14 protein-coding genes are annotated in these 13,788 nt (G+C 63.3%); 5 read left to right on the forward strand and 9 right to left on the reverse strand.

The window, feature by feature from the left end; all coding sequences use genetic code 11:
* The first annotated feature begins 20 nt into the window (after positions 1–20).
* Positions 21–422 carry a hypothetical protein gene (locus N2K99_RS01255; protein ID WP_227934101.1) on the forward strand — a complete coding sequence of 134 codons (402 nt, stop codon included), beginning with the start codon at positions 21–23 and terminating at the stop codon, positions 420–422.
* 37 nt (positions 423–459) lie between these two features.
* Here the strand turns inward: N2K99_RS01255 and N2K99_RS01260 are convergent, their stop codons facing one another.
* Genes N2K99_RS01260 through N2K99_RS01270 form a run of 3 tightly spaced genes read right to left on the reverse strand, consistent with a single transcriptional unit; the run spans position 460 to position 2,504 of the window.
* Positions 460–1,227 (reverse strand): SCO1664 family protein, encoded by a 768-nt coding sequence (locus N2K99_RS01260; protein ID WP_227934102.1) that lies wholly within the window; start codon positions 1,225–1,227, stop codon positions 460–462.
* Entirely contained in the window at positions 1,227–1,787 is a 561-nt protein-coding gene (locus N2K99_RS01265) for a DUF3090 family protein (RefSeq protein WP_227934103.1), read from the reverse strand. The genes N2K99_RS01260 and N2K99_RS01265 overlap by 1 nt, the downstream gene beginning before the upstream one ends.
* A 15-nt stretch (positions 1,788–1,802) precedes the next feature.
* The gene (locus N2K99_RS01270) at positions 1,803–2,504 is read right to left on the reverse strand and encodes an MSMEG_4193 family putative phosphomutase (RefSeq protein WP_227934104.1); all 702 of its coding nucleotides are present in this window, start codon (positions 2,502–2,504) and stop codon (positions 1,803–1,805) included.
* Between the two features lie 120 nt (positions 2,505–2,624).
* Between N2K99_RS01270 and N2K99_RS01275 the strand changes: the two genes are divergently transcribed.
* On the forward strand, positions 2,625–3,110 hold the full coding sequence (locus N2K99_RS01275) for a nucleoside 2-deoxyribosyltransferase (protein WP_227924151.1): 486 nt from the start codon (positions 2,625–2,627) through the stop codon (positions 3,108–3,110).
* 851 nt (positions 3,111–3,961) lie between these two features.
* On the opposite strand, the gene N2K99_RS01280 is transcribed toward N2K99_RS01275, so the two are convergent.
* The gene (locus tag N2K99_RS01280; protein WP_227934105.1) at positions 3,962–4,375 is read right to left on the reverse strand and encodes a VOC family protein; all 414 of its coding nucleotides are present in this window, start codon (positions 4,373–4,375) and stop codon (positions 3,962–3,964) included.
* 53 nt (positions 4,376–4,428) lie between these two features.
* Positions 4,429–5,391 (reverse strand): DMT family transporter, encoded by a 963-nt coding sequence (locus N2K99_RS01285; protein WP_260554702.1) that lies wholly within the window; start codon positions 5,389–5,391, stop codon positions 4,429–4,431.
* A gap of 72 nt (positions 5,392–5,463) precedes the next feature.
* On the opposite strand from N2K99_RS01285, the gene N2K99_RS01290 reads away from it, so the two are divergent.
* Together N2K99_RS01290 and N2K99_RS01295 are read left to right on the forward strand one after the other, a co-directional pair.
* A complete protein-coding gene (locus N2K99_RS01290) occupies positions 5,464–6,423 on the forward strand; it encodes a LysR family transcriptional regulator (RefSeq protein WP_227934107.1) in 960 nt (319 codons plus the stop codon).
* Positions 6,424–6,510: 87 nt separating this feature from the next.
* Positions 6,511–7,854: an APC family permease gene (locus N2K99_RS01295; RefSeq protein ID WP_227934108.1), complete on the forward strand. Its 1,344-nt coding sequence runs from the start codon at positions 6,511–6,513 to the stop codon at positions 7,852–7,854.
* Here the strand turns inward: N2K99_RS01295 and N2K99_RS01300 are convergent.
* On the reverse strand, positions 7,851–9,137 hold the full coding sequence (locus tag N2K99_RS01300) for a DUF3500 domain-containing protein (RefSeq protein WP_227934109.1): 1,287 nt from the start codon (positions 9,135–9,137) through the stop codon (positions 7,851–7,853). The two genes, N2K99_RS01295 and N2K99_RS01300, sit on opposite strands and share 4 nt — an antisense overlap.
* A 307-nt stretch (positions 9,138–9,444) precedes the next feature.
* On the opposite strand from N2K99_RS01300, the gene N2K99_RS01305 reads away from it, so the two are divergent.
* Complete coding sequence (locus N2K99_RS01305; protein ID WP_227934110.1) at positions 9,445–10,545, forward strand: acyl-CoA desaturase; 1,101 nt, start codon at positions 9,445–9,447, stop codon at positions 10,543–10,545.
* A gap of 157 nt (positions 10,546–10,702) precedes the next feature.
* Here N2K99_RS01305 and N2K99_RS01310 read toward each other — a convergent pair whose 3' ends face one another.
* From N2K99_RS01310 to N2K99_RS01320, 3 genes are all read right to left on the reverse strand, one after another.
* Positions 10,703–11,290: a DUF3060 domain-containing protein gene (locus N2K99_RS01310; protein ID WP_227934111.1), complete on the reverse strand. Its 588-nt coding sequence runs from the start codon at positions 11,288–11,290 to the stop codon at positions 10,703–10,705.
* A gap of 204 nt (positions 11,291–11,494) precedes the next feature.
* Entirely contained in the window at positions 11,495–12,325 is an 831-nt protein-coding gene (locus N2K99_RS01315) for an SDR family oxidoreductase (RefSeq protein WP_227934112.1), read from the reverse strand.
* 1 nt (position 12,326) lies between these two features.
* Positions 12,327–13,712: an NAD(P)/FAD-dependent oxidoreductase gene (locus N2K99_RS01320; protein WP_227934113.1), complete on the reverse strand. Its 1,386-nt coding sequence runs from the start codon at positions 13,710–13,712 to the stop codon at positions 12,327–12,329.
* Positions 13,713–13,788 lie beyond the last annotated feature (76 nt).

The following is a 13,788-nucleotide window of genomic DNA, read 5'->3' on the forward strand; positions in this document are numbered from 1 at the left end:
AGAGCAGGTGGGACGTAACTGTGACTGAAACTATAGTCACCGGCGGCTCAGAGGTGATTCTCGCTGAGAACCCCTATAACGAAGTTAAGGAAGGTTCGGCTTACGTGCTGGGCCGCATGACTTCGGTGGTGAACGAAAACCTTCCAAGTGCGGATGCTGGTGAGCCTTCGTCTCCAACATCTGTTATGCCGGTATTTATCGGCAGCGACGGAAGGATCTATGACACGTGGAACGACGATAACTCATCTGTCGTACTGGAAGAGAGCTGGACTGGACAGTCTGACATCATTGCTAAGACGGGCATAGAATCCACTGGTCGCTTTGCGATTCAAGTCCCCAGCGCCGCTATTCCAGGCGGTCAATTCGCGACGCGCAATCAGGTCGAAGGAACGGTCGTTTATTTTGGGGAACCAGTTAATTAGGCTGGCCAGATCCTGACGCCGGCCGAGCTATGCCGACCTAGAACAGCGGCCATGGCACCGCAGGCATGTCACCGCTCGGAGCGGGAAACACCCCAGCCGAACGAAGCCGGTCGCAACGAGCAGCAAACGAAGCAACCTCCTCAGCGGTGAGCAGCTTCGCCAGCTGCGAGCCCAGCTCACCGTCCAGTCCTTCGAGAACCCGGTCAACACCCTCGAGTTCCTCGGCGCTCAACTCATCACCGATCCAGCCCCACAGCACCGTTCGCAGCTTGTGGTCGCTGTGGAATGTGAGCCCGTGATCCACGCCGTACCGGTGCCCGTCGGCCATGGCGAGGACGTGGTCGCCCTTGCGGTCGGCATTGTTGACCAGGGCATCGAACACGGCCATCCGCCGCAGCGCCGGAGTGTCTTCGTGAATGAGGGAGACGACTCGCCCGTTTTCGTCCTGGCCCTGGAGGACCTCTTTCCACCCGGTCTCCGGCACGTCATCAACAGCCACGAGGTCCACCGCGGTCTGCTCCGGGTCGGTCTCCTGCCAGAGCTGGACCATGCCTTCACCGAACCGGCCGTCCCGGAGCCAGGTGCGCGGCACGATGTTCCAGCCCAGCGCCTCCGACATCAGATACGCGGCCACCTCCCGGTGGGCCAGGCAGCCGTCAGGAAAATCCCAGAGCGGTTTCTCGCCGGCGATCGGTTTGTAGACGACGGAGGCGTCGCCGATGCTGCCCAGAAAGGTGGCGTTGGACGCCGTCGTGAGCCGGCCGGTGAGCGTCAGCTCGGCGGTCACCAGGTCGGGCGTGGGCATCAGGCCTCGGGGAAGGTGCAGGTATGCCCGTCGGCGTCCATCGGCTGACCGCAGATCACGCAGATCGGACGCCCGGCGCCCACCACTTCCCGCGTGCGCTTCGCGAAGGCCCGGGCCGTGCCGACCGGCATCCGCACCCGCAGCACCTCTTCGGCGTCGTCGGCCTCGTCGTCGTCATCCTCGAGGAAGCCGTCGTCGTCCTCATCCACCTCGTCGAGAGGGTAGGCCTCGATGACGACCTGCGCCGTCGTCGGGTCCCAGCCCAGGCTCATCACACCGGCGCGGAACTGTTCCTCCACAGCCTCGAGATCGTCATTGTCCACGAGCTCCAGAGGAGTGCTCGCGGGAACGTGGAAGGGGTTGCCGTCGACGGTCATAAGCTGGTCGAGGATCTCGTCGATCTTCTCGGCGAGCTGGGCCGACTGCAGCTTCTCCAGAGCGATGCTGACAATCTGCTTCCCGGCGCGCACCTGCAGGTAGAACGTGCGCTGGCCCGGAACGCCGACAGTGCCGACGACGACGCGGTCCGGCCAGTCGAAATCGTGAACGGTTGTAGGCATAGAACTACTCTAGGCTCATCGGGCCGGCGGCGCCGCGTGACCTGCACCACCGCCCACCGGGGCGTCGTCCGACGTCGGCCGAGCCGCCAGCCAAGACAGGTCCCCGGCGTCGGTGTTGGTCGCGAGGACGGTGGGGCGTCCCGTGCCGTAGTGCACGATCGACACGGAGGCCGGGCCCACATTGAGGCGCTGGAACATATCGAGGTGCATGCCGAGCGCGTCCGCGAGGACCGACTTGATGATGTCCCCGTGGCTCACCGCCACCCAAACGGCCCCGGGCCCGTGCTCGGCTTCCAAGGCTGCATCGTGGCGCCGGATCGCGGCCACCGAGCGGGCCTGCATCGCGGCCATGGACTCGCCGCCGGGAAAGGTGACGGCCGAGGGCTGCGACTGCACCGTCGCCCACAGCTTCTCCTTCGCGAGCTCCTCGAGCGTGCGGCCCTGCCAGGAGCCGTAATCGCACTCGGTGAGAGCGTCGTCGACCGGTGCGTGCGGGGCGCCGGCCTGGCGGTCGAGGATGAACTGGGCGGTCTGCCGGCAGCGCTCGAGCGGGCTCGACACCACCCCGACCACGGGCACGACGGCGAGCCGGTCGCCGGTCGCGGCGGCCTGGTCGCTGCCTACCTGGTCGAGTTCGACGCCGGGGGTCCGGCCGGCCAGCACGCCGGTGGCGTTCGCTGTGGTGCGGCCGTGCCGCACGAGGATTACTGTTGCCATCTCCCCAGAGTAGTCATGTGCTCGAGGGTCCGGCGCGCAGGTGAACGGTGCGGGGCGTGCTCCCTAGAGGCCAGCTCAGTAAGGAACAATGGGCGCAGTTCGAATCTGGAGGGAGAAGCTTTGAAAAGGTTCTATGTTGCGTCGAGCTTCAGAAATATCGTCAACGTCCGGTATGTCGCGCAAACGCTGGAAAGCAAGGGCTACGTCAACGCGTACGACTGGACGCAGAACGCGTCAGCGCGGGATGCGGGGACAGTTACCCTCGATGATCTGCGCTCTATCGGGCAGCAGGAGAGAGATGCAGTGATGGGGGCCGACGTCGTCGTTATCCTGCTTCCGGGCGGGAAGGGCACGCACATCGAGCTTGGCATCGCGATCGCTCAAGGCAGACGAATAATCCTGTATTCGGCGGACGACATCAATAATCCTGAGACCACCAGCGCGTTCTACCACCTACCTGAGGTGGAGAAGTGCCACGGAACCCTGGACGACCTCCTGGCTATGATCGCGAAGTGCCCGCCGCCTCGGCCTGACTCGAATTCTGTCGCATCCAGAGGCTGCCCAATCACGGTTGCCCCAACGGCGCCGGATGCCTATACAGGCTAATAAACCGCGTGCATTGTTGAGACACGAGCGCCTCTGAGGCGGTTCGTTGAATCGGGGGTAGAGCGACATGCAATGGAGCAAGCTGGTACCGGGTAATCCGTGGCCGCACGACATGGTGATCCGAGTGAATGATCTTCCGCACCACCTGACGCTCTTGCTCTTTGTCCGGGAGGCGTGGTCCCTCGCCCCTGATATCGACATCCCTCCGTTGCAGCCCGAACCTGATTGTGGACGTTCGCAAATGCCTAACTCAGCAGATGCCTCCACGTGGGATATGCGCTGGAAAACGATTTGGAACGAGGCTTTGAATTGGTATGAGATCGAAGAGAGGGGGCACCTTCCCACGCCTGCCGAGATGCGCGAGTCCCAAGATCCCAGTCAGGGCTTGAACCCGTTCATCCCACCCTTCTGGACACAGCGGTACGAATGGGAGGGCCTTGACCGAGACGCTTACCAGGCTTGGGAACAACGCCTAATGCCCAAGTTTCCGCACGATGGCGAACGCAGGAGTCTTCAAGCACTCATCCCTGCTTGGAAGAGCGGAATCGATACCATTATCGTCCTGCCATACCGCGGGTATTTTGCCCATCGCCTCAGCCACCAGCACCTAGTCGTATCTGCGGACACCAGAAACAACACAGCTAACTACAGCCGGGCCTTGAGGGAAAGCACGCTGTAGACGTGCCACCTGAGGTTCCTCCAACGCCCACGTATTGACTCTGAGGTGGGCCCGGTAAGGGGGAATGCGCTTTGATCCGCAGCGGTGCCAGTACGGATGCCGGCAGCCAAAAGCAATCTAGCGATCCTCGAGCTAAATGATCCTTCAACGAACAGTGGACGTCATGCTCGCTTCAGGCTACGAAGATGCAGAACGGATGACCGGCCGGATCGGCGTAAACGTACAACGGCTCGTTCAGGTCGTCCGTACGATCGAAGCGGAGCTCTGCCCCCAACGCCAACACCCTGGAGTGGTGATGCTCGAGTGTCTCTCGGTCAGGAACTGTTAGGTCGAGGTGCATCTGCATCGGCACATCAGGCAGCGGCCATGTTGTCCTCTTCAAATGATCAACGTGCTGAAAAGCAAGCTTGCGGTCGCCCTGTCCGTCAGTGAGAACGAGCCAATCGGCGTCGTCAGGCATGCCCTCACCCGCGGGCTCATCTCCTGGCCGATACTGGAGTCCGAGCAGATGACGGTAGAACTCAGCCAGTCCGCGCACATCAGTAGTGTCGAGAACGGTGTGAAGCACCTGAGGGAATACGCTCATGGGCCGAGACTAACCATCATTAAGGTTCCCTAGCCAGCCTTCGCCACACCACATCAAGCCGCCGGCATCGGTGCTGCCCGGTGGCATGTTTCGGATCGTAGTCCCAGGTAGGTGCCGGTGATGATGAGTGCGGCACCGAGGATGCCCAGAAGCGTGAGGGTTTCCCGGCCAATAGTGATTCCGATGAGAACGGCCCAGATGGGTTCGGTTCCCATCAGGAGGCTAACCCGGGATGCGGATGTTTGTTGAATGGCCCAGGTCTGGATGAGGAAAGCGAACACGCTGCACGTCAGCCCAAGGTAGAGCACGCCCATCCATTCGCCCGCATCGAAGCTGTGCACTGCCTGAAGCACACCTTGGTAATCGGCGCAGGTATAGACGACGGCGCAGACCGCGCTTTGGGCCAGGGTCAAATTCAGTGCGCTGTAACCACGGCCCCGGGTAAGGGCGGAGACCGCGGTGACGTGGATGGACCGTACAACCGCTGCGGCCAGCACGAGCATGTCCCCAAGAGTCGGTGCCGCGAATCCGTCGCCGGAGACAAGAAGGCACACGCCCACGACAGCGATGACGCCCGCGATGAATACCGTGCGCGGCACCCGCACCCGGAAGGCAACGCTTTCAGTGAGAGGGGTGAAAACAACGACGAGACTGATGATCAGCCCTGCGTTCGTGGCGCTGGTGCCTGCGATCCCGTGGGTTTCGAGAATGAGCACCGCGGCCTGGGTGAGACCCAGGACGACGCCGACTATGAGTTCGCGGCGCACGGCCCGGCGGCGGTTCCAGATCAGCCAGATCAGCGCCAGTGCCAGCGTGGTGATGAGAAAACGCAGCGAGAGGATGACGGTGACGCCGACCGTGTCGGTGAGGGTTTTGGCAGCAAGGTAGCTGCTGCCCCACGCGATAGCGACCAGGAGCAGGAACAGGTCCACCCTGCGCGCAGCGACACGTGAGGAGAGCGGGCGACGTCGCACATCGCGTATGCGAGGGGCGGGAGTGAGGTACGGGGAGGGCACCCGACAAGTCTTATGGCAATGTACCCGTAAGACGAGAGGGCATTTGGTGAACTAATGGTTTAGATTTCCCTTATGGATCTCCACCAGTTGCGGTTGCTTAGGGAGTTGGGCGAGCGGGGAAGCCTTGCCGCCGTCGCCCGCGCGCTCCATGTCTCTCCGTCAGCCGTGTCGCAGCAACTCACGGCGTTGCAGCGCCGAGTCGAGGTTCCTCTGACCGAACGACGGGGACGGAATCTTGTCCTGACCGGTGCCGGTCAGGCCTTGGCCCGTGCTGCTGTCGATATCAGCGTTGCGATGCGCTCCGCCGAACAGGCCGTCAGCCACTATCTCCAAGACCCCTGCGCGACGGTGAGCCTCTGCGCGTTCAACAGCGCGGGCCTGACCTACTTCGGCCCCTTGCTCCAGGCCCTATCCGGGGAGGGCAGCCCGCGGCTGGTCTGCTCCGACCGGGATGTGGGGCAGGAAGAATTTCCATCCCTGACTGCGGATTACGACCTGGTCATCGCGCACCGCCTCGAGCACAGCACGCCGTGGCCCGAATCCATCACCGTCTTGCCACTGGTGCGCGAGCCCCTGGACATCGCCATGTCAGAACAACATCGGCTCGCCAACGCACCAAGCGTCAGCATCGCCGACCTGATCGATGAAGAATGGGTGTCCGTTCAGGACGGATTTCCGCTCATGCCTGCTCTGCAGGCGATTGCCGTTCACGCCGGCCAACCCCTCAACGTCACGCACCGGATCAACGAGTTCTTCATCGCGGCCGCGATCGTATCCGCCGGACCTGCCATCGCACTGATGCCCCGCCACACCGCTTCCCCGCCGCCTGGCAGCGGAATTGTTCTCAAACCAATCCGCGATCTACCGCTGGCCAGGTGCGTTGACGTCCTCTGCCGTCCAGAAGCCCTCCACCGGACCGCAGTCCAGCAGGTCGTCACCACTCTGCGACGGAATACGTCTTCTGCCCAACCCCGGTGCCAGCCGCTGGCATCCTCTGAGGAACCGGTCAGCGGGACGCGATCCGGTAAGTAGTGCTCGACTACCTGCCCCAACGATTTTGGTGCACTGGATTTCGCCAAAGTAGTTGCGCAGGGACGGCAAACGGAATCCAATAGCCCAATGACGAAAGATCCCGGCACGACCGCATCAAAAGCACCAACCGGGCTGAAGCGGGCAATTGGTACGCCGCTGCTGTTCGCGTTTATCGTGGGCGACACCCTCGGTGCCGGCATCTACACCCTCGTGGGTACCATGGCGGCCGATGTCGGTGGCGCGATCTGGATACCCTTGCTGATCGCACTGGTCGTCGCGCTACTCACTGCCGCGACCTACGCGGAGTTGATCACCAAGTACCCGCACGCTGGAGGAGCCGCGCGCTACGCCGACCGGGCTTTTGGCATCCCCTACGTGTCATTCCTCGTCGGCTTCCTGATGATGGCCTCGGGAATCACCACAGCCGCTGCCCTCGCGAACGCCTTCGCGGGCGATTACCTCACCGCGCTCATCGACGTGCCAGCTGCACCCGCGGCGATCGTATTTATTATCTTGCTGACGTTGATCAACCTTCGCGGCGTTAAGGAGTCCCTCGGCGCGAACCTCGTAGCTTCCGTCATCGAGGTAACCGGCCTCGTCATCGTCATCATCGTCGCCGCCATCGTCCTCGCCTCCGGCAACGGGGACCCCTCCCGGCTCCTAGAGTTCGCACCGGACGTACCGCCGTTCCAGGGCGCCTTCGCCGCATCGATCGTCGCGTTTTTCTCTTTCCTGGGCTTCGAGGCCGCAGCAAACATGGCCGAGGAAGTACGTAACCCATCCAGGGCATACCCCCGCGCATTGTTCGGTGCGATCTGCACCGCCGGGGTCGTCTACCTCCTCATCGCTCTCGGTGCGGTCATTGTTATGCCCCCGGCCGAACTGGCCGAGTCCACCGGACCCCTGCTCGACGTCGTCGCCGCCAGCGGCGTCGGAATCCCGCCCGGACTATTCAGCATCATCGCCCTGATCGCCATTGCCAACGGAGCACTGCTGTTCATGGTCATGGCCAGCCGGGTCGGCTACGGATTGGCAGAAGCGGAACTGCTCCCTCGCGCCTTCGCTCGCGTGCTGCCAGGCCGTCGCACTCCCTGGGTCTCCATTGTTGTGGTTGCCGGATTGACGATCGTCCTGACCCTCCTCGGAAATGTCGCCACCTTGGCCGAAACCACCGTGCTGCTCCTACTCCTGGTGTTCCTTTCCGCCAACGTCAGCGTCCTCGTCCTCAAAAAGGACAAAGTCGACCACGACCACTTCTCAGCCCCCAGAATCCTGCCGGTCCTCGCGATCATTGCGAGCATCGCACTCCTCTCACAACAAACCGGGATCATCTGGCTCGGAGCCGCCGCCTACATCGTGGTCGGATCCTTGTTGTTCCTCGCTGCCCGGGCCGGACGCAAACGCGAGGAACGCGTGAGCGCCAGTAGCTAACGAGGTGGGCCGCCGTCGGGCGGGGTCCCGCCGCCGGGTGGTCCGCCGGCAGGTCCGGTCCCACCGCCCATACCGGAAGCAGCTTGCTGCGTCACGCTGTTGGCATAGTCGTTCGTGGGGTCGCGGTAAATAGTGTGGACGTGTCCCCAGCCGGAGGTGGACACTCCTTCGACATCTGCGCCTGCCGACCCCTGCTGCGCCTGGAAGGCGACATAAACGTTCGGCCCAGAGATCGAGAATGAGATACCGTCCCCAGTGCTCATGTCGTACGTGGTCTCCCCGGTCCACGCGATGACGGTGTCATCGATGGTGGCCTCGATCTTCGCCCGGGAGTCGGCTGTGGTCTGCTCGTCAGCCATGCCGGACCAGTTCGCGATGAGGTCGAGGAGCAACTGCCTCTGCGCGTCGGTCAGATCGGCGCCGGTGAGGCCGGCTCCGGCGTCGAAATCACAGGTATCGCCAGGGGCACACATGCTGACGTCGCCCGATGTGAGCGCTGCCTGCTGTTCCCCCGTCAAGCTGTCAAAGAATGCGAACGCATCGGTGTAGATGCCGTCGAACGGCCGCACTTCGTTGCCGTCGTCGTCGGTGTAAACGGCAGGCTGCACACCGAGGTGGGTGGGAGCGAACGTGATCGCGTCCGTCGCGCCGTCGAGGGTCGCGTTGATACCGAGGTGGTGGCCGCCGAACTGCACTTCGAAGGCGCCGGTGTCAGACGGCTCGCCGAAGAAGGCGATGTAGTACTGGCCGAGGGACTGCTCGGTGCTGCTGCTGTTCTGCTGCAGATACTCGTCGCCGCCCATAATGCCGGACACGGTGTCGTACGCTTCGTCGCTGAGGAGCGCCTGCAGGACCGCCAGTGCTGCGGTCTTCTGCTCGTCGGTCAGGTCGGCGAGGTTCAGGCCGGCACGCTCGACGAACGTCACGGGAAAGTTTGACCAGGACGTTGTCTTCGTCGCGTCGTCGTAGTCATACAGGACTGTCTCGCGCTGCTCGTCGCTGAGCGTCGCCAGGAATGCGTCAGCGGCAGCTGCGGTCGAGGAAATCGTCTCCTCGGTTGTCGTCGAGGACGTCCCGCCTGTTTTCGGATCCGCGGCCGTGCTGCTGCTGCTCGAATCACTCCCAGCAGAGGGGGACGCCGTGCCGGAGGTGGAAGCGACGTCGGCCGCGCAGCCGGTCAGGGCGAGGCCGCCTGCCAGGAGGAGCGAGACGGCCCGCAGGGCGCGCCGTCGTACCAACGACGACGCCGTGGGCAGGGTATCGGTGGTTCTGAATGACTTCATGTGAACACAGTAGAAAAAGCCGCTTGCCGTTCGCTTCCTAGTTGCTGAGAGCCTCCTGAAACCGTGTGTCGAATATCCGGAAACGGGCCGGATTATGCGTCAACACGGCTCAGCGTTCCGCCCCCTAATGAAAGGGAGAAGACGTCTTCCATATACGATAAGCACACTTAGCTTTGACGGCGGCCAGCCGGAAATGCATACAGCAGCGGACCTCCACCCCGGCCAAACGGGGCGGATCCGGTGCTGTTGGTTAACATGACATGGACTACGTCCGCCGATATGAAAGTGAATTATGGAAGACGCCGTTATGACGGGGACCAGTGTGGATTCGAGTGAAGAAGGCAAACGCCGGCCAGCTGGCCCGGCCCGCCAACGGCACCTCAGCGACTTCACGGCTTTGACCCGGCAAATCCAGGAAGCCGGTTATATGCGCCGGAACTACGGCTACTACTGGGCCAAGCTGATCGGGGTAACCCTGATTGGGCTGGTGCTGGCCGTGGCTTTCATCCTGCTGGGGGACACCTGGTGGCAGATGGCGACCGCGGTGGTGCTGGCGCTACTGATGACGCAGATCGCGTTCCTGGGGCACGACGCCGCACACCGGCAGATCTTCGTGTCGCCGAAGTGGAATGAGTGGGTCTCGCTGATCGTGGTTAACCTCTTTGCCGGCATGGGCCTTGGCTGGTGGAATGCAAAACACAGCAAGCATCATGCCGCACCAAACAAGGTCGGCACGGATCCGGACATCGCTCCCGGCGTCCTGGCCTTTACCCCCGAGGCCGCCGAAGCGCGCAAGAACCGCTTCACGCGCTGGCTCGCCACCAAACAGGGTTACTTTTTCTTCCCACTGCTCCTGCTCGAGGGCGTCAACCTGCATGTGCAGGGCATCAAGCGGGTACTGGGAAAGGGTCGGGTCAAGCGTCGGTGGGTGGAACTTAGCTTCATCACAGTGCGTCTGGCCAGTTACGTGGTGCTGGTCTTCGCCGTGCTTTCTCCGGGCAAGGGCGCAGCGTTCATCGGCGTCCAGCTCGCCGTCTTCGGGCTGTATATGGGTATTTCCTTTGCCCCGAACCACATCGGCATGCCGATCGCGCCCCGGGAAGCAGGCATCGATTTCCTGCGCCGCCAGGTCTTGATGAGCCGCAACATCACCGGCGGCCGGTGGGTGGACACCTTCATGGGAGGACTGAACTTCCAGGTGGAACACCACCTGTTTCCCTCCATGTCCCGCCCGAATCTGCGAAAAGTCGCCCCGCTGGTCCGCCAGTACTGCGATCAGCTGGGGGTGCGGTACACCGAAACCGGGTTTGGCCAGTCCTTGAAGGACGTCACCGCCTATATCAACAGGGTGGGCCGCGGCGGGGTCGATACGTGGGCATGCCCGCTGGCCAGCACGCACCGCGTGTAACGGCGGTTCAAGGGTCCTCCAACTTCACCTCCACAGCTACGACGACCGGTGGCCGGGAAGAACGACTACGCCGACGCCAAAACCGACGTCATCCTGGCGATCAAGGCACGGGCAGCTCGCGGACGCTAATCAGATAAGCAGGTGGCCACGCTCGGGTTCAGCGGGCCGAGACGGAGTTCGTACCCTCGGTTTCGATCAAGGGGTCCCCGGAGGTGTAGGTAATGGTGTTGTTCTCTCCTTCGACGTCGATGTCACGGGTCTCCTCGACACTGACAGTGTTCGCGGTTCCGTCCACATCGATGTCGGGCGCATTGCTGAGGGTAGCTTCATTATTGCTGCCCTCAATGTCGAGGCTTTCTGCGTCCTCGCCGCTGACTGTGTTGTCATTGCCCCGGATGTCGATGTCTTCACATTGACCGGTGGTCCGCACCGTGGAGCCATTTGTCTCGACGTCGATGTCCCCGCCGCCGGAGCAGGTAATGCTGACGCTGGTGTTCGCTTCCGTGATTTTATGTTCTTGCCCCCGGCTGAGGGTGATCGTTGCACCGGAGGAGCCTGATGCCGTTGATGCGCTTGAGTCTGTCCCGGAGGCCGTGGCCGTGCTCTCCGGTGTTCCGACGCTGGTTGATGATGGGGTTCCGGTTTCCTCGGGTGTCGGCGCCGGGTCGGCAGAGCATCCGGCGATGAGTGCCAGGCCCGCGACGGCGGTGATCACGGGGGCGGTGATGCGGGAGCTTCGGTACATGCGGGTTCTCCTCAGCTAGACGGGGCTGGGTGTTGGGTCGGCCTGCCCGGAGAGAACATGCAGCTGCCCGAGCAATCCCTCATTTGGGGCTCTTCCGCTTGCCTGTTTTATTGTCCGGCATCTTGGACGGGATGGCCACGTAACTCCGCAGAATGCTGGGCCGATACTCCGTCGCCGTCGGCCGGTATCCCCCGTCGCCGAGACCTAGGAGGCAGCCGGCCGCCGGGTGAGACGCTCGGTGAGGAGCCGGTTGGCCCAGTTCGGCGTCACCTGGGAGAGTGCGGCCAGGAAGCGTGCCTGCGATCCGACGGCATGGTGGACGTTGCGGGGCCACTTCCGATTGCGGCGGGACCTGATGCTGCGTTCCACGGCGGCGACAGCGGCTGCGGCAACATCGGTTTCGTTCAGCCGCACGCCGAACGACTGGATTGCTCCGATACTGACGCCCTTGACCATCGCGGTGTTGACGAACAGCGGCCACAGATCCAGCACGGCAATGCCATGCTCCGCCCATTCCAGCTCCAATGCCTCGGTCAGCCCGCGGACCGCGAACTTCGTGGCGCCGTAGGTGGCAAGATCGGGCTGCCCGTAAATGGCTGAGGCGGATCCGAGGTTGAGCAGCACCGGCCTGTCCGCGTTCTTCAGGTACGGGAACGCGGTATGCGCACCATTGATCGTCCCAAGAACGTTGACGTCCACGAGCGCCCGGTGCCGTTCAAGATCGGTATCAACGAACGGGCCGGCGGCCAGCAGCCCGGCGTTGTTGACCAGAAGGTCCAAGTGGTCCTCGCAAACGGAGGCCAGGGCTTCGCGCCACTGCTGGGCGTCCCGGACATCGAGTGTTCCCGTGACGACCGTGGTGCCGTACTCGGCAGCGATGTCCTTGAGTTCGGCCAAGCCGTGACTTTCGATGTCGAAGGCACCGACTATCCATCCGTTGCGCAGCAGCCGGGCCGCGGTGGCGTGCCCGATGCCGCGGGCGGCGCCGGTGACGACGGCGACGCGGCGTGAGTGCTGCTCAGTGTTCCCGGCCATGTCAGGCCCCCACACGGTGGGCTGCGGCCTGCGCAGTGGTTATGCGCCGCGCTCCGGCATCGTGCTCCCTGCGCAGGGCACGCATGTAATCGTCGAAATCCACCTGGATGGTGTGCCGCTTGCTGGTGACGTACCGCTTGGTGATCGCCTTGCGGTGGCGGTCGATCTCGGCGTCCATCGCGGCCCGCCCGGGCAGGGCGTAGCGGCCCTGGAGATGGTCGGCGGCGAGCTCGGACTGCCGCTCGGCGATCGGCATGACCGCGCCGAGCGGTTGGACCAGTCCGATGAAGTACAGCCCCGGCACCGTGGGGTGGAACATCCGTTGGTAGAGCCGGATCTCGTTATCTCCGGAGGGGTTGAGGAACTCAGCGTCAAAGAAAGGGAATGAGATTCTGTACCCGGTGCAGTAGATCACGAGGTCTGCCGCGACGCGGGTGTCGTCGGTGAAGACGACGCTGTCGCCGTCGAAGCGCTGGATGTTGGGCTTCGGGACCACATCGCCGTGGGCAAGCCTGTCGAGTATCCGGCCGGAGACGGTCGGGTGGGCCTGGGCGAACTTGTGGTCGGGTTCCTGGAGGCCGTAACGCGACATCGGGCCGGTGGCGGCGCGCATGATCACGCGGGCGACCGCCCAGCGGACGCGGGACGGGATCTTCTCGTGCGCTCCGATCTCGTCGAAGGGCTTGCCGAAGACGTACTTGGGAATGATGTGCACGCCCCGCCGATGGGAGAGGTAGGTCTCGGCCGCGTGATAGCTGGCATCTGTGCAGATGTCCATGGCCGAGTTGCCCATGCCGAGCACCACGATCCGCTTGCCGGTGAGCTGTTGCTCGTCCTTGTAGTCGTGGGAGTGCATCTGCTCGCCGGTGAAGCCTTCGGCGCCGGGGAAGGCTGGCTCCGGCATGCGGGGGTCCCAGTGGTGGCCGTTGGCCACTATGACCGAACCGTAGCGCCGGGTCTCCGCGGTGCTCAACCGAACCTCGAAGCCGCCCCCGGGCAGGGGGCGCACGTGCTCCACACCGGTGTTGAAGGTGATCTTGTCCCGGAACCCGAAGTGGTCGACGTAGGCGTCGAAGTACGCCGCGACCTGGTCATGGCGTGCGAAATTGGGCAGGTTCGCGGGCATCGGAAAGTCGCTGAACTCCATCCGGCTGCGCGAGGTGTTGATGTGGAGAGACTTGTAGGCCGCGGACACTCCGTTGCTGTTGCCCCATACCCAGTTGCCGCCGACCCGGTCTGAGAGTTCAAAGCAGTCGAAGGCAAGTCCCCGTTCGTGGAGGACTTTGGCCGCCGTGATTCCGGAGCAGCCGGCGCCGATGACGCACACGCGCTCGCGCTCGCTGCTGCCGAGCTCGTCGGTGGGTGGTGTGCTGTGGGCTGTCATCATTGGCGCTCCAAGCAGGTGGATGTGTGATCGTGTGACCTACGTCACTGTAGGCTCACCTGGCCGCGTCCAGCATCAT

This window comes from Arthrobacter sp. zg-Y1110, from assembly GCF_025244865.1.
Taxonomy (GTDB): domain Bacteria; phylum Actinomycetota; class Actinomycetes; order Actinomycetales; family Micrococcaceae; genus Arthrobacter_B.